Annotated in this window: 15 protein-coding genes and 1 pseudogene; 9 read left to right on the top strand and 7 right to left on the bottom strand. The window is 62.8% G+C overall.

Annotation, left to right across the window (positions count from 1 at the left end):
* Positions 1-516: 516 nt before the first annotated feature.
* Together HU737_RS16210 and HU737_RS16205 are read left to right on the top strand one after the other, a co-directional pair.
* Complete coding sequence (locus tag HU737_RS16210) at positions 517-1,221, top strand: response regulator (RefSeq protein ID WP_186554623.1); 705 nt, start codon at positions 517-519, stop codon at positions 1,219-1,221.
* Positions 1,218-2,825, top strand: a complete 1,608-nt coding sequence (locus HU737_RS16205) for an ATP-binding protein (RefSeq protein WP_186554811.1) — start codon at positions 1,218-1,220, stop codon at positions 2,823-2,825. The genes HU737_RS16210 and HU737_RS16205 overlap by 4 nt, the downstream gene beginning before the upstream one ends.
* A gap of 3 nt (positions 2,826-2,828) precedes the next feature.
* On the opposite strand, the gene HU737_RS16200 is transcribed toward HU737_RS16205, so the two are convergent.
* On the bottom strand, positions 2,829-3,530 hold the full coding sequence (locus HU737_RS16200; RefSeq protein ID WP_186554624.1) for a 4'-phosphopantetheinyl transferase family protein: 702 nt from the start codon (positions 3,528-3,530) through the stop codon (positions 2,829-2,831).
* Positions 3,531-3,653: 123 nt separating this feature from the next.
* Complete coding sequence (locus HU737_RS16195) at positions 3,654-4,445, bottom strand: dienelactone hydrolase family protein (protein WP_186554625.1); 792 nt, start codon at positions 4,443-4,445, stop codon at positions 3,654-3,656.
* A gap of 145 nt (positions 4,446-4,590) precedes the next feature.
* Between HU737_RS16195 and HU737_RS16190 the strand changes: the two genes are divergently transcribed.
* The 4 genes from HU737_RS16190 (at position 4,591) to HU737_RS16175 (ending at position 9,100) form a co-directional block, all read left to right on the top strand.
* Positions 4,591-5,196 carry an outer membrane protein gene (locus HU737_RS16190; RefSeq protein WP_186554626.1) on the top strand — a complete coding sequence of 202 codons (606 nt, stop codon included), beginning with the start codon at positions 4,591-4,593 and terminating at the stop codon, positions 5,194-5,196.
* Positions 5,197-5,365: 169 nt separating this feature from the next.
* Positions 5,366-6,043 (top strand): response regulator, encoded by a 678-nt coding sequence (locus HU737_RS16185; protein ID WP_186554627.1) that lies wholly within the window; start codon positions 5,366-5,368, stop codon positions 6,041-6,043.
* The gene (locus HU737_RS16180; RefSeq protein WP_186554628.1) at positions 6,040-7,386 is read left to right on the top strand and encodes an ATP-binding protein; all 1,347 of its coding nucleotides are present in this window, start codon (positions 6,040-6,042) and stop codon (positions 7,384-7,386) included. Before HU737_RS16185 ends, HU737_RS16180 begins: the two co-directional genes overlap by 4 nt.
* 391 nt (positions 7,387-7,777) lie before the next feature.
* Positions 7,778-9,100 (top strand): dicarboxylate/amino acid:cation symporter, encoded by a 1,323-nt coding sequence (locus HU737_RS16175; protein ID WP_186554629.1) that lies wholly within the window; start codon positions 7,778-7,780, stop codon positions 9,098-9,100.
* Positions 9,101-9,257: 157 nt separating this feature from the next.
* Here the strand turns inward: HU737_RS16175 and HU737_RS16170 are convergent.
* Positions 9,258-9,755, bottom strand: a pseudogene (locus HU737_RS16170) (SprT family zinc-dependent metalloprotease); the annotation flags it as partial.
* A 127-nt stretch (positions 9,756-9,882) separates the two neighbouring features.
* Positions 9,883-10,482 carry a Yip1 family protein gene (locus HU737_RS16165; protein WP_186554631.1) on the bottom strand — a complete coding sequence of 200 codons (600 nt, stop codon included), beginning with the start codon at positions 10,480-10,482 and terminating at the stop codon, positions 9,883-9,885.
* Between the two features lie 284 nt (positions 10,483-10,766).
* Between HU737_RS16165 and ttcA the strand changes: the two genes are divergently transcribed.
* Together ttcA and HU737_RS16155 are read left to right on the top strand one after the other, a co-directional pair.
* Complete coding sequence (ttcA, locus tag HU737_RS16160) at positions 10,767-11,591, top strand: tRNA 2-thiocytidine(32) synthetase TtcA (RefSeq protein ID WP_186554632.1); 825 nt, start codon at positions 10,767-10,769, stop codon at positions 11,589-11,591.
* A gap of 4 nt (positions 11,592-11,595) precedes the next feature.
* A complete protein-coding gene (locus HU737_RS16155) occupies positions 11,596-12,267 on the top strand; it encodes a DNA-3-methyladenine glycosylase I (RefSeq protein ID WP_186554633.1) in 672 nt (223 codons plus the stop codon).
* Positions 12,268-12,464: 197 nt separating this feature from the next.
* On the opposite strand, the gene HU737_RS16150 is transcribed toward HU737_RS16155, so the two are convergent.
* The 3 genes from HU737_RS16150 to arsC are packed head-to-tail and all read right to left on the bottom strand — an operon-like array spanning position 12,465 to position 13,826.
* Complete coding sequence (locus tag HU737_RS16150; RefSeq protein WP_186554634.1) at positions 12,465-12,878, bottom strand: DUF2069 domain-containing protein; 414 nt, start codon at positions 12,876-12,878, stop codon at positions 12,465-12,467.
* Positions 12,871-13,476 carry an NAD(P)H:quinone oxidoreductase gene (gene wrbA / locus HU737_RS16145; protein ID WP_186554635.1) on the bottom strand — a complete coding sequence of 202 codons (606 nt, stop codon included), beginning with the start codon at positions 13,474-13,476 and terminating at the stop codon, positions 12,871-12,873. The genes HU737_RS16150 and wrbA overlap by 8 nt, the downstream gene beginning before the upstream one ends.
* Complete coding sequence (arsC, locus tag HU737_RS16140) at positions 13,473-13,826, bottom strand: arsenate reductase (glutaredoxin) (protein WP_186554636.1); 354 nt, start codon at positions 13,824-13,826, stop codon at positions 13,473-13,475. The genes wrbA and arsC overlap by 4 nt, the downstream gene beginning before the upstream one ends.
* Before the next feature lie 87 nt (positions 13,827-13,913).
* Between arsC and HU737_RS16135 the strand changes: the two genes are divergently transcribed.
* Positions 13,914-14,378 (top strand): TlpA disulfide reductase family protein, encoded by a 465-nt coding sequence (locus HU737_RS16135; protein WP_186554637.1) that lies wholly within the window; start codon positions 13,914-13,916, stop codon positions 14,376-14,378.
* Positions 14,379-14,487 lie beyond the last annotated feature (109 nt).

Genomic DNA, 14,487 nt, shown 5'->3' with positions numbered 1-14,487 from the left:
GTTTGGCTGCGCAAATCACACTAAGTTCAGGCGGAAAAATCGCTTGAGTTTGCGTGCCGACTTGTGTTTGTGATTTCAAGCGAAACCCAATATGTAGTGGTTCGCTGCAATGGGGATACAAGATAATGCGGTCGCGGGGGCTTTGCAAGGTGAGCGCCTGTGGATAACTTGTGCGTAGTTTGTGTGTGATTCGTGGGTATTGGCTGTAGGCCTTGTCCCATGAGGTTTTCACTTTTTTTCTACGCGTTAATGCCCCGGCAGAGTTTTTTTAGGGCGCGCACCCTATCACAAAAAACGGTTCAGTCCAGGGCGTGTTGGCGCGGGCTTGGATGAGATTTGGAAGTCCGTGGTGCGCGACGTAGTATCCGTCGGTGATATTGCCTTTTGGTGAACGGCAGGGACACTGTAGTGGCTCGCGCGCAACCGTATCTGAGCGTGGGAGCGGGCTCGCCCCGCGATGAGGCCCGCCCAGGCAACACCCTACAGCAGATAACTAGAACAACACAGAGGAAGGCCATGGACCAGTCCTGCAACCGCATCCTGATTGTCGAGGACGACCAGCGCCTCGCTGAGCTCACCGCCGAGTACCTGCAGGCCAACGGTTTCGAGGTGGCAGTGGAAGGCGATGGCGCGCGCGCAGTGCGGCGCATTCTCGACAGCCAGCCGGACCTGGTGATCCTCGACCTGATGCTGCCCGGCGAAGATGGCCTGAGCATCTGCCGCCGGGTGCGCGGCCAATACCCCGGGCCGATTCTCATGCTCACCGCCCGTAGCGACGAGCTCGATCAAGTCCAAGGCCTGGACCTGGGAGCCGACGACTATGTGTGCAAACCGGTGCGCCCCCGCTTGTTGCTGGCGCGTATCAATGCCCTGTTGCGCCGCAGCGACAGCCTGGATGGCAAGCGCCAGGAGTTGCAATTCGGTGCCCTGCGGATCGACAGCAGCCTGCGCGAGGCCTGGCTCAACGAACAACCGATCGACCTGACCGGCGCCGAATTCGACTTGCTCTGGCTGCTGGCCAGCCACGCAGGGCGTGTGCTCTCGCGCGAACAGATCTTCACCTCCCTGCGCGGCGTCGGCTACGACGGCCAGGACCGCTCCATCGATGTGCGTATTTCCAAGATTCGCCCCAAGATCGGCGATGATCCGATTCACCCGCGGCTGATCAAGACCCTGCGCAGCAAGGGCTATCTATTCGTCGCCGAGGCGGCCCAGGCCTGATGAACTCGATCTTCCTGCGTATCTATGGCGGCATGCTCGCCGTCCTGGTGCTGGTCGCGGTGCTTGGCGTGCTCAGCCTGCACCTGGTCAATCAGGTGCGCGCCGAACAGCACCGCGAGCGCCTGGCCCAGGGCACTTTCAGTTTGATGGCCGACAACCTGGCGCTGCAGAACGACGTCGAGCGCAAGCGTTCGCTGGTGATCTGGGAGCGGCTGCTCGGTGTGCCGCTGGACCTGCAACCGATGAGCGCGTTGACCCTCGACGGCGGCCAGCGAGCGCGTCTTTACCGTGACCTGGTGGTGGTGGAGAAGACTGGCCCGCATGCGGCGCGAGTATTGCGTCGGGTCGGCCGCGAAGACGTGTTGCTCGAAGCCCAGGTCCAGCAGGTCAGCGAGCAATTGGCGCGAGCCACGCTGTACCTGTTGGCCGATGAACTGGTGCGTTATCCGGTCACCGAGCAACAGCGACGCCTGGCCGAGCTGCGCCAGAGCAAGGGCTTTGGTTTTGACGTCGCCCTGCAGCGCTTGGAGCGCGTGGGCCTGGACGACGACCAGCGGCGGCGGGTGGAGGAGGGCGACACGGTGATGGCGTTGGGTAAGGATGGCGACTCGATTCGGGTGTTTGCTGGCCTGCCTGGCTCGCCCTGGGTGCTGGAGATCGGCCCGCTGTATCAGCTCAACCTCTATCCACCGCAGTTGTTGATCCTTATCGCCTTCCTTGGCCTGTGCCTGATCGGCTTGGTCGTGTACCTGCTGGTGCGCCAGTTGGAACGGCGGGTTTCGGGCCTGGAGAATGCCGCCACGCGTATTGCCCAGGGCAGTCTGGATACCCGCGTGCCAGCGGGCGATGCGGACTCGGTCGGGCGTCTGGCGGCAGCGTTCAATGGCATGGCCGAGCACCTGCAGCGTTCGCTGAGCATGCAGCGGGAGTTGGTGCGTGCCGTTTCGCATGAGCTGCGCACACCGGTGGCGCGCCTGCGTTTTGGCCTGGAGATGATCGAAACCGCCAACAGTGAACAAGCCCGGGCCAAGCATCTGGCGGGCATGGACAGCGACATTCAAGACCTCGACAAGCTGGTCGACGAGATGTTGACCTACGCTCGCCTGGAACAGGGCGCACCGGCACTGAAATTCCAGGCCGTCGACCTCGACGCCTTGCTCGACCGGGTGATCGCCGAGTTGGCGCCCCTGCGCGCCGAGGTACGCGTTAGCCGTGGCGTATGCCAGGGACTGGAAGGGGCGGGCGCCTGGGTCGAGGCGGAACCGCGCTATCTGCACCGCGCCTTGCAGAACCTGGTCGGCAACGCCATGCGCCATGCCGAGTCCGAGGTGCGCCTGAGCTATCAGATTGGCCAGCAGCGTTGCCGGATCGATGTCGAAGACGACGGCCCAGGCATTCCCGAAGGCGTCTGGGACCGCATTTTTACCCCCTTCACCCGCCTGGACGACAGCCGCACGCGTGCCTCGGGCGGCCACGGTCTGGGGCTGTCGATCGTGCGACGAATCATTTACTGGCACGGCGGGCGGGCCATGGTCGGGCGTAGCGAAGGCTTGGGCGGTGCGTGTTTCAGCCTCAGTTGGCCACGGGCACAGGCGCCGTCCTGAGGGCTAGACGCTGATCAAACTCAGCAGGTGGCCGTCCTTGATGCAGAACTGCCCGTCGATCTCGAGCCCCTGCTGCCATGCTGGCGACAAGTCAGTGAGCAGGCGAAGCCGGGCCAGGCCGTCGGCGGACCATTCGAGCACTTCGGCGTGTTCGAAGTAGAAGCGTTGTTTAGTGAGTGGGTAGAGGGTCTTGAACAGGCTCTCTTTGAGCGAGAAGGTCAACGTCACAGTCAGGCCAAACTGGCTGCGGTCCAAACGTTCGAGCTCGGCAGGCGTCAGGATCTCCTGGGCCAGGCGCTCGGCACGCTCATCGTCCAGCAGGCTTTCCTGATCCAGACCCAGGCCCTTGCAGCGGCCATCGGCGGCCACGACCGCAGCGGCCCACCCCTTGCCGTGGGTGATCGAGCCATGAATGCCGGTTGGCCAGATCGGAGAGCGGTCTTCATGGCTGCCGGGTACATAGTCGCGACCGTCCAGTTGCTGCAACGCGGCCCGCGCGCAGACGCGGCCCGCCAGGTATTCAGCCCGACGCTTGGCCACCGAACGCTGCAAGCTGGCGCTCTGTTCGATGCCTGCGCGCTGAAAGTCATCGGCGGCAAGCTTGGCGGGGTCGAAGGCACAGCTGACCAGCTGCGCACCGGGGACCGGATGGGGCAGGGGCCAGTGGTGCTGGAGTGGGGCGCAGCAGGCGGGGAGTCTGTTCATGGCCGATATTGTGCCAGCCGATGAGTCATGTGTCAGGGGCCGCTATGCCGCCGTTGGCAGGCTCAATGCACCCTGTAGGAACTGGCTTGCCTGCGATGGGCCGCCAAGCGGCCCCGGCGATAGTCAATCAAACGCAGTCTTGAAGAACGCCTGCATATCCGCCCAAGAGCTCTCGTCCGCCGCCTTGTCATAGCCGATGTCCGGCCCGCCATGCCCGCCATGGCTCAAGCGGTCAGCATCCGGATTGGTAAAGCCATGCTTGGCCCCGGCAATGCCGACGAACTTCATATCAGCCCCGGCCGCCGCCATCTCTTGTTTGAACGCCGCGACCTGCTCGGGTGTGATCATGCTGTCAGCGTCACCGTGCTCCACCAGGATCTTCGCCCTGATAACCCCAGGCTTGGCGGGTTCCTGCGTCACCAGCGCGCCATGGAAGCTCACCACGCCATCAAGCTTTACCCCACGGCGGGCGGCATCGAGCACCACTTTGCCACCGAAGCAGTAACCCACCGCGCCCAGTTGATGCTTATTAATGTTGGGCTGGATCTTCAAGAGCTCAAGACCTGCATCGAAGCGTGCGGCAGCTGCCTTGGGATCCTTCAGGGCGGCGGCCATGAACGCCTTGGCGTCAGCCGGGTGTTCGGTGTTCTTGCCATCGCCGTACATATCGATCGCCAACGCGTTGTAGCCCAGCCCAGCAAGGTCGCGGGCACGGCGCTTGGCGTAGTCGTTCAGCCCCCACCATTCATGCACCACGACGATGCCGGGGCGCTTGCCCTCGATGGCGTCATCGTAGGCGTAGTAACCCACCAGACGGTTGCCGTCGGCGTCCTGGTAAGCGATCTCGCGGGTTTGCACGGCCGCTTGGGTAACAGCGGCGCTGCACATCAGGGTCAGGGCAAGCAGAAAACGCATGGTCGTAGCTCCTTTGGACATGGCGTTTCGACAATCGGTGCGACTCGTTCAGCGAAGGTTCAGCCTGGGTTCAGCAGCGGTTCAGGGCGTCCTGCTTACTCTAGCTTCCAGACAGAAACAGCGCATCCAACTGGAGTACGAAGCTATGAAAACACTCAATACCCTGATCGCTGCCATGGCCGTTTGCGCCGCAGGCTTCACCGTCAGCGCCCAGGCCGACGACACCTTCGCCAGCCTCACCTACGGCCAGACCAGCGACAAGATCCGCAAGTCCGGCCTGCTCGACCGCAACACCGACCATCTCAACGCCGATGGCATCATCAGCAAGGACGGCACCTGGGGCGTGCGGGTCGGTAAGATCAACGACCAAGGTCGCTACTACCTGACCTACGACAATGTGTCCAACGACCATAGCGGCCTCAAGCTGCGCCAAGAAAACCTGCTCGGCAGCTACGACCTGTTCCTGCCCGTGACTGATACCACCAAACTGTTCGGCGGCGGTAGCCTGGGCATGACCAAGCTGTCCCAGGAGTCCTCCGGCTACGGTCGCGATACTGACTATGGCTACGCTGTCGGCCTGCAGGCCGGTGTGATCCAGGACATCACCGACAACGCCTCGGTCGAGCTGGGCTACCGTTACCTGCGCAGCAACGCCAGCACCGAGCTGGTCGAACATGGCGGTCCAAAGGTCGGCACCCTGCGCCTGACCAGCAGCGCCCAGACCTACCTGTCGGCCAACTACAAGTTCTGAGGTGATGGCTAAGCCGGACCGGCCCGCTGAAGGGGCCGGTTCGCTGTTATGCTTTTCGTCAGTTCCGGCTTCATCGCGGGGCAAGCCCGCTCAGGTATCGACGCACACCGTTGCGCTAGGAGCGGGCTCGTCCCGCGATGAGGCCAGTAAATAGAGGAAGGAGAGCTGCATGAAACTGCTGGTGGTCGAGGACGAGGCGCTGCTGCGTCACCACCTGTTCACGCGCCTGAGCGAAACGGGCCATGTGGTCCAGGCGGTCGCCAACGCCGAGGAAGCCCTGTATCAGGTCGAGGAGTACCACTTCGACTTGGCAGTGGTCGACCTGGGCTTGCCCGGCATGAGTGGGCTGGACCTGATCCGCCAGTTGCGCAACCAGGGCAAGAGCTTCCCGATCCTCATCCTTACCGCGCGCGGCAACTGGCAGGACAAAGTCGAGGGGCTGGCCGCCGGGGCCGACGACTACGTGGTCAAGCCCTTCCAGTTCGAAGAGCTGGAGGCCCGCCTCAATGCCCTGCTGCGCCGCTCCAGTGGTTTCACCCAGTCGACCATTGCCGCCGGCCCGCTGGTGCTCGACCTCAACCGCAAGCAGGCGACCCTGGACGAGCAGCCGCTGGCGCTGACCGCCTACGAATACCGCATCCTGGAATACCTCATGCGTCATCACCAGCAGGTGGTCGCCAAGGATCGCTTGATGGAGCAGCTCTATCCCGATGACGAGGAGCGTGATCCGAATGTCATCGAAGTGCTGGTTGGCCGTCTGCGCCGCAAGCTCGAAGGTGAGCATGGCTTCAAGCCGATCGACACCGTGCGCGGCCTGGGTTACCTGTTCACCGAGCGCTGCCGATGATTCGCTCGCTGCGCGTGCGCCTGATGCTGGCGGCGGCGCTGCTTGCCTTGCTGTTTATGTTGGCGCTGCTGCCGGCCCTGCAAAAAGCCTTCAGCATGGCGCTGCAAGAGTCGATCGAGCAGCGCCTGGCCTCCGACGTCACCACGCTGATTTCCGCAGCGCGCATCGAGCATGGCCAATTGCAGATGCCCGAGCTGCTGCCGGATGAGCGCTACAACCTGCCTTATACCGGCCTGATGGGCTACATCTTCGATCGCCAGGGCAATCAAGTTTGGCGCTCGCGGGCCACCACCGACCGCAATATCAATTATCACCCCCGCTACGATGGGCGCGGCAACGAGTTCGCGCGCATCCGCCAGGACGACGGTGAGGAGTTCTTCGTCTATGACGTCGAGGTCAAGCTGCTCGGCGGCAAGAACGCGGCCTACAGTATCGTCGCCCTGCAGCCGGTGCGTGAGTACCAAGACACCATCAATGGCCTGCGTGAGAAACTCTATCTGGGCTTTGGCGCAGCCTTGCTGGCGCTGATGGTGCTGCTCTGGGCCGGCCTGACCTGGGGGCTGCGCTCGTTGCGCAGGCTCAGCCTTGAGCTCGACGAAGTGGAAACCGGCGCCCGCGACGGCCTGAGTCGCGAGCACCCACGTGAGCTGCTGCGCCTGACGGGCTCGCTCAACCGCCTGCTGCACAGCGAGCGCGAGCAGCGCCAGCGCTACCGCGATTCGCTCGATGACCTGGCGCACAGCCTGAAAACGCCGCTGGCAGTGCTGCAAGGGGTAGGCGAAAGCATGGGCCAGGGCAGTGGCGAGCGTGAGCAGGCGCGGGTGCTGCAGAGCCAGATCGAGCGCATGAGCCAGCAGATCGACTATCAATTGCAGCGCGCCAGCTTGCGCAAGAGCGGCCTGGTGCGCCACCGGGTGCAGCTCAAACCGCTGCTCGACAGCCTGTGCAGCACATTGGCCAAGGTCTATCGCGACAAGCGCGTGGCCATCGACGTGGATGTCCCAGAGCACGCCCAAGTGCCGATGGAACAGGGCGCTTTGCTCGAGTTGCTTGGCAACCTGTTGGAGAATGCCTATCGGCTATGCCTGGGGCAGGTGCGGGTGAGCCTGCAGGAAACGCCCGGCCACCTGGTGTTGTGCGTCGAGGATGATGGGCCAGGGGTGCCGGCGGATCAGCGCGAGCGGATTCTGCAGCGCGGTGAGCGGTTGGATCGCCAGCATCCGGGGCAGGGCATCGGCCTGGCGGTGGTCAAGGACATCATCGACAGCTATGACGCGCACCTAAGCCTGGATGATTCGCCACTGGGCGGCGCGGCGTTCCGGATCATCTTCAACCTCGATTGAGTGCTTCGTCAGTACCGACCTCATCGCGGGGCAAACCCGCTCCTACAAGGTCACCGCTAATCTTGTAGGAGCGGGCTCGTCCCGCGATGAGGTCAGCAGGACACACTCCGGGCGGATTCCCGCCATCGACCCTGTTCAATTCCCGCCACCGGGCGGAAATCCGCCAGCGATTCCCCCCGCCATTGCCCCCTCATTGGGCGAGCGAACCCTTCAAATCCGGCTCCTGCACCCAATCCGGGCATTTTGGCATCGCCCTTGCTATTGACTTGGCAGAGACCTGCCCAGGCGGCTCGAACACAACGACAAATCCCTCCAGGTGCAGGAGGGTTAGCGATTCAGGTGCCCCCGCCCTGGGAAGGGTGGAAACCGGCACACTTGAGGAAAATTAGCCATGACGACACGTCAGCCGCTGTACAAATCCCTGTATATCCAGGTGTTGGTTGCCATCACCATCGGTATTCTGCTCGGTCACTACTACCCTGAAACCGGCGTCGCGCTCAAACCCCTGGGTGACGGGTTCGTCAAACTGATCAAAATGGTCATCGCCCCGATCATCTTCTGTACCGTGGTCAGCGGCATCGCTGGCATGCAGAGCATGAAATCGGTCGGCAAGACCGGCGGCTACGCGCTCCTGTACTTCGAAATCGTCTCCACCATCGCCCTGATCATCGGCCTGGTCGTGGTCAACGTGGTCAAGCCAGGCGCTGGCATGCACATTGACGTCAGCACCCTGAACGCCAGCAGCGTGGCCGCCTATGCCGCCGCCGGCGCGCAGCAGACCACCGTCGGCTTCCTGCTCAACATCATCCCTAACACTGTGGTCGGTGCCTTCGCCAACGGCGACATCCTGCAAGTGCTGATGTTCTCGGTGATCTTCGGCTTCGCCCTGCACCGCCTGGGTAGCTACGGCAAGCCGGTGCTGGACCTGATCGACCGCTTCGCCCATGTCATGTTCAACATCATCAACATGATCATGAAGCTGGCCCCGATCGGTGCCTTCGGTGCCATGGCCTTCACCATCGGCCAATACGGCGTCGGTTCGCTGGTGCAGCTGGGCTACCTGATGGCCTGCTTCTACGTCACCTGCCTGGCGTTCATCCTGATCGTGCTCGGCGGTATCTGCCGCGCCCACGGCTTCAGCGTGCTCAAGCTGATCCGCTACATCCGTGAAGAGCTGATGATCGTGCTGGGTACCTCTTCCTCGGAGTCTGCCCTGCCGCGCATGCTGGCCAAGATGGAGCGTCTGGGTGCGAAGAAATCCGTGGTTGGCCTGGTCATCCCGACTGGCTACTCGTTCAACCTCGACGGTACCTCGATCTACCTGACCATGGCTGCGGTGTTCATCGCCCAGGCCACTGACACCACCATGGACATCACCCACCAGATCACCCTGCTGCTGGTGCTGCTGGTCGCGTCCAAAGGTGCTGCTGGCGTTACCGGTTCGGGCTTTATCGTCCTGGCTGCGACCCTGTCGGCTGTCGGCCATCTGCCGGTTGCCGGCCTGGCGCTGATCCTCGGCATCGACCGCTTCATGTCCGAGGCGCGTGCGCTGACCAACCTGATTGGTAACGGCGTGGCTACCATCGTCGTGGCCAAGTGGGTCAAGGAGCTGGACGAAGACAAGCTGCAAGCCGAACTGGCTTCCGGTGGTTCGCCGCTGGAAGACACCCGTCCGACTGACGACCTGGGCGTGGCTGAAGGCCCAGCTCGCTGATTCAGGCGTAAGCACAAAGGCGACCTTCGGGTCGCCTTTTTTATCGCTGGGATTTGTGATGCAGCGTCGGTCTCATCGCGGGGCAAGCCCGCTCCCACGCAGCACGAGCGGCACAAGATGCTGCGTGGGAGCGGGCTTGCCCCGCGATAACGGTGGTCTATTCGACGCGCGTCTGGCCGCTGTACACCAGAATCTGCCGGCAGCGCCGACACAGATAACGCCGGCCCTGGCGCACCAGCTTGTGGCGCTGCGCACTGAACGGAAAATCACTCTGCGGGCAAGGGCACTGATAGATGTAGCGAGTAGCCGTGCGCCGCTTCACTTCATAGTTATGGCAGCGATTGGGCGGCAGCTCGTACACCCCACGCATGATCAGCTGCCACTCCTCGCCATGCGGCTGGATGCTGTCGCCAAACAGCTGATGCGCCACTAGGTGGGCCACTTCATGGGCCACGGTCTGGCGCAGGAAGTCTTCCTGGTTGTCGCGATACAGCTGCAGGTTGAAGCGCAGCAGGTTCTCATGCAGGTGGGCAACCCCGGCTTTCTGGCCGCGCAGCTTGAAGCTGACCTGCGGGCGGGCAAAGGGGCGCTTGAAGAAGGCTTCGGCTTGCTGATAGCAGGTTTCGACGCGGGATTCGAGCAACTCGGGCATGGCGGTGAATAGTCTCCTGAGCCGGGCATTATGCCGTAACCACCTTTGGCCTGCCGAGCCACCGGTCAGCAGGCAGCCAAAGGCCGCCTTGCGGCGGCCCGTGACTTGATGCCCCAGTGTTGGTTTGGATCTAGTTGGTATACACAGGCCCCACGCCCAAGCCCCAGATGATCACGGTGGCGGCCATGATTGCCACCAACACCACCAGGCCCACTGCCAGCACCGAGCTGGAGAACAGGAAGCCTTCATCTGACGGGATGTTCATGAACGTCGGCAAGCCCACATACAACAGGTAAACCGTGTAGCAAATGGCCGCTGTGCCGACCAGCATGCCCAGCCATAGGTGTGGGTAGAGCGCCGCCAGGCCGCCGATGAACAGCGGGGTGGCGGTGTAGGTGGCAAAGGCGATGCATTGGGCCATGGACGGCGTGGCATCGTAGGTGCGCGCCATCCAGTGAATGAAGGCGCCCATCACCGCCACCCCGGCTAGCATGGCCAGGTAGGACATCACGCTCATCCACAGCGCGCTTTCCATGGTCAGCATCACTGCCGGTCGATTACCGATCACCCAGCCCACCTGGGTAGTGCCGATAAATGCCGAGACCGCGGGGATCGCCGCCAGTATCAGCGTGTGGGTCAGGTACATGTGGCTGATGGTTTCGTCCTCGCCACGAATCTCCTTCCACTCCTGATCGGGATGGGTAAACAGCCCCAGAACGTGATGGATCATGCGGGTCACTCCTATCGTCGTTGCCAAACGCCCCCCAAGTGGAGCGCTTGCGGCCCGAGGCCAGGCACCGATGCATGCGGTAATGTGGCCTTATGTCGCAGTATAGGAAGCAGATCCCCGCTTAATACCTGCTTTTTAGAGCAAATTGCGCTGTTAAACGGCTTGCTGATTCCCTTGCAGTCTTTGATCGGAATACGGCCGTTAATTGTGCCCAGGCCCTACGCCCACGTGCGGTTTGTGCGTAAAATAGCCGGCTTTTGTCACACCTCGCGGATTCAAGCGCTATGGGCACCCTCTCGGTCAACCAGAACAAACTGCAAAAACGCCTGCGTCGTCTCGCCGGCGAAGCCATCACCGACTACAACATGATCGAGGATGGCGACAAGGTCATGGTCTGCCTGTCTGGCGGCAAGGACAGCTACACCATGCTCGATGTTCTGCTGCACCTGCAGAAGGTGGCGCCGATCAAGTTCGAGATCGTCGCGGTGAACATGGACCAGAAGCAGCCAGGCTTCCCCGAGCATGTGTTGCCGGCCTACCTCAAGGAACTGGGGGTCGAGTACCACATCGTCGAGAAGGACACCTACTCGGTGGTCAAGGAGCTGGTGCCCGAGGGCAAGACGACCTGCTCGCTGTGCTCGCGCCTGCGCCGTGGCACCTTGTACACCTTCGCCGACGAGATCGGCGCGACCAAGATGGCCCTCGGTCACCACCGCGATGACATCGTCGAAACCTTCTTCCTCAACATGTTCTTCAACGGCGCGCTCAAGGGCATGCCGCCCAAGCTGCGTGCCGATGACGGCCGTAACGTGGTGATCCGCCCGCTGGCCTACTGCCACGAGAAGGACATCCAGGCCTACTCGGACATGAAAGAGTTCCCGATCATCCCGTGCAACCTCTGCGGCTCGCAGGAAAACCTGCAGCGCCAGGTGGTCAAGGAGATGCTGGTGGAGTGGGAGCGCAAGCACCCGGGGCGTACCGAGAGCATCTTCCGCGCCATGCAGAACGTTGCCCCGTCGCAGTTGGCCGACCGCAACCTGTTCGACTTCAACAGCCTGAAGATCGACGAAAACGCCGCGCCGCGCTTCCTTGACGTGCTGAACATCTGAGCCCATGCGCGATTATCAGTGGCTGCATGAGTACTGCCTGAACCGCTTCGGCTCGGCCAAGGCCCTCGAAGCCTTCCTGCCGCGGCCGAAAACCCCGGCGCAGTTACGCGATATCGGCGATGACCGCTACCTATCGACCCTGTCGCTGCGGGTGTTTCGCGCGGGCCTCAAGCACAGCCTGGTGGACGCCAAGTGGCCGGCCTTCGAGCAGGTGTTCTTCGGTTTCGATCCTGAGAAAGTGGTGCTGATGGGCGCCGAGCATCTGGAGCGGCTGATGCAGGATGAGCGGATCATCCGCCACCTGGGCAAGCTCAAGAGCGTGCCGCGCAATGCCCAGATGATTCTGGATATCGAGCAGCAAAAGGGCAGTTTCGGTGCGTTCATTGCCGACTGGCCGGTGACCGATATCGTGGGCTTGTGGAAGTACCTGGCCAAGCATGGCAACCAGCTCGGTGGACTGTCGGCGCCGCGCTTCTTGCGCATGGTCGGCAAGGACACCTTCATTCCAACCGATGACATGGCGGCGGCGTTGATTGCCCAGGGGATCATCGACAAGGCGCCGACCAGCCAGCGCGATCGGGCGTTGGTGCAGGAGCTGTTCAATCAGTGGCATGCCGAGAGTGGCCGGCCGCTGTGTCAGCTCTCGGTGATGCTGGCGCACACAGTCAACCACTGATTCGGCCCCTCGTCGGCGGCCCCTTGTCGGAAGGGGCATGGGAGCGAACTGCGTGGAAGCGAACTGCGTGGGAGCGAGCTGCGTGGGAGCGAACTGCGTGGGAGCGGGCTTGCCCCGCGATAGCGATGTCAGCCTCAGCCTCGCTATCGCGGGGCAAGCCCGCTCGCACGTAGCCTACGCAGTCCACATAGCTTGTTCTAGTTTCCTTCGCCGGCCAGCCTGCGCTCATGCTGAAACTTCCAGCGCACAAACAGCAGCCCGCTAACAAACAGCCCCAAGCTCACCAGCACCTCGATCCAGCCAAACACCGCGCGCGCCGGATCGAACGCCGCCAACACGCCCTTGATGAAGTAGATGTTCACCACAAAGCAGGTCCAGGCATGCGCCCGGGCGCTGCCCATCAGCATCCCCGGCAGCAACAGCAGCAGCGGGATCAGCTCGATCGCCAGGATGACCTCGACCCGCGCCCCATGCAGGTTGGCGAACCACAGGTTATTGATCACCAGCAGGACGATCAGGCCGAAGAAACAGCCCAGGCTCAGCGCCCGCGTCAAGCGCAGGCGCGGGCTCAACCACTCAAGCGCTGGCAGCACCTTGGGCTTCCTAGCCACGTTCACCACCCAAAGCCTTGGCGGTGCTCGCCAGGCGTTGGCCGAGCGCGCGGCACAGGGCGATCTCATGGCTGTCCAGCTCGCGCTTGCCATCTGCCCCGGCATGATGGCTCGCCCCGTACGGGGTGCCGCCACCACGGGTCTCGAGCAGCGCCGACTCGCTGTAGGGCAGGCCCATGACCAGCATGCCGTGGTGCATCAGCGGCAGCATCATCGACAGCAGGGTGGTCTCCTGGCCGCCGTGCAGGCTGGCGGTGGAGGTGAACACCGCCGCCGGCTTGCCGACCAGCTCACCGCCCAGCCACAGGCTGCTGGTGCCATCGAGGAAGTACTTGAGCGGCGCGGCCATGTTGCCGAAGCGGGTCGGGCTGCCCAGGACCAGCCCGGCGCAGTGGCGCAGGTCGTCGAGGGTGGCGTACAACGCACCGCTGGCGGGGATATCCGGGGCTACTGCCTCGCATTCGGTGGAGATCGCCGGCACGGTGCGCAGGCGCGCTTCCAGGCCGGCCATCTCGACGCCACGGGCAATGTGCCGGGCCATCTCGCTGGTCGAGCCATGGCGGCTGTAATACAGCACCAGGATGAATGGATCGCTCACGGCAGGATCTCCAGCACCTTCTCGGGTGGGCGACCGATGACCGCCTGGTCGCCGACCACCAGAATCGGCCGCTCGATCAGTTTCGGGTGTTGTGCCATGGCTTCGATCAACTGTTGGTCGCTGAGCGCCGGGTTGGCCAGCTCCAGGGTCTTGTATTCGTCTTCACCGGTGCGCAGCAGCTGGCGCGGGGCGATGCCCAGCTTGCCCAGCAATGCCTTGAGGGTCGCCGCATCGGGCGGGGTTTCCAGGTAGCGCACGATGGTCGGGCTGAGGCCGCGCGCTTCGAGCAGCTCCAAGGCGCCGCGGGATTTCGAGCAGCGCGGGTTATGATAGAGAGTCAGATCAGTCATGACGGGTCGCATCCAGCAGGGTGTGGCGGCTATTCTAACCGCAGCGACTGAATTACAGGTTTAGAAAACTTCGAGAAGGATTGACCCATGGCAAAGCGTTTGGCAGCTGCACTGGCCATCACTGCGAGCCTGTTGCTCGGCGGTTGCGGTGCGGACTACGGCGTGGACCAGCACGGCAATACGGTAAAGGCTGAACAGATCGAGGGGCACTGGCTGGTGCTCAATTACTGGGCCGAATGGTGCGGGCCGTGCCGTACTGAAATCCCTGAGTTGAACGCTGCGGCCAAGCAGTGGGACAGCCAGGGCATCAAGGTGGTCGGGGTGAACTTCGATGGCCTGCAAGGGCAGGACCTCAAGCAAGCTGCCGAGACCCTCGGGATTGGCTTCACGGTACTGGCCCAGGATCCGGCAGAGCGTTATGAGCTGCCGCGTAGCGAGGCGTTGCCGGTGACCTACATCATCGATGACAAAGGCAAGGTCCGTGAGCAACTGATGGGCGAGCAGACCCTGGAAGGGCTGCAGGAGAAGATCAAGGCCCTCAAAGGCGCCTAATGATGTTGACTTGATAGCTGGGGCTGCTTTGCAGCCCTTCGCGGGCAAGCCCGCTCCCACAGGGACCGCGCTTGTACCCGGTACACACTCTGTGGGAGCGAACTTGTCG

This window comes from Pseudomonas urmiensis (genome assembly GCF_014268815.2).
In the GTDB taxonomy this organism is placed as follows: Bacteria; Pseudomonadota; Gammaproteobacteria; order Pseudomonadales; family Pseudomonadaceae; genus Aquipseudomonas; species Aquipseudomonas urmiensis.
Note: the sequence above shows the minus strand (reverse complement) of the source record. Positions and strands in the feature narration are given on the sequence as shown.

Bases quoted from the DNA above. Each gene is read 5' to 3' on its own strand.
- HU737_RS16210 (WP_186554623.1), top strand. From the start codon at position 517: ATGGACCAGTCCTGCAACCGCATCCTGATTGTCGAGGACGACCAGCGC.
- HU737_RS16200 (WP_186554624.1), bottom strand. From the start codon at position 3,530: ATGAACAGACTCCCCGCCTGCTGCGCCCCACTCCAGCACCACTGGCCC.
- HU737_RS16195 (WP_186554625.1), bottom strand. From the start codon at position 4,445: ATGCGTTTTCTGCTTGCCCTGACCCTGATGTGCAGCGCCGCTGTTACC.
- HU737_RS16180 (WP_186554628.1), top strand. From the start codon at position 6,040: ATGATTCGCTCGCTGCGCGTGCGCCTGATGCTGGCGGCGGCGCTGCTT.
- HU737_RS16165 (WP_186554631.1), bottom strand. From the start codon at position 10,482: ATGATCCATCACGTTCTGGGGCTGTTTACCCATCCCGATCAGGAGTGG.
- ttcA (WP_186554632.1), top strand. From the start codon at position 10,767: ATGGGCACCCTCTCGGTCAACCAGAACAAACTGCAAAAACGCCTGCGT.
- HU737_RS16190 (WP_186554626.1), top strand. From the start codon at position 4,591: ATGAAAACACTCAATACCCTGATCGCTGCCATGGCCGTTTGCGCCGCA.
- HU737_RS16175 (WP_186554629.1), top strand. From the start codon at position 7,778: ATGACGACACGTCAGCCGCTGTACAAATCCCTGTATATCCAGGTGTTG.
- HU737_RS16185 (WP_186554627.1), top strand. From the start codon at position 5,366: ATGAAACTGCTGGTGGTCGAGGACGAGGCGCTGCTGCGTCACCACCTG.
- arsC (WP_186554636.1), bottom strand. From the start codon at position 13,826: ATGACTGATCTGACTCTCTATCATAACCCGCGCTGCTCGAAATCCCGC.
- HU737_RS16155 (WP_186554633.1), top strand. From the start codon at position 11,596: ATGCGCGATTATCAGTGGCTGCATGAGTACTGCCTGAACCGCTTCGGC.
- HU737_RS16135 (WP_186554637.1), top strand. From the start codon at position 13,914: ATGGCAAAGCGTTTGGCAGCTGCACTGGCCATCACTGCGAGCCTGTTG.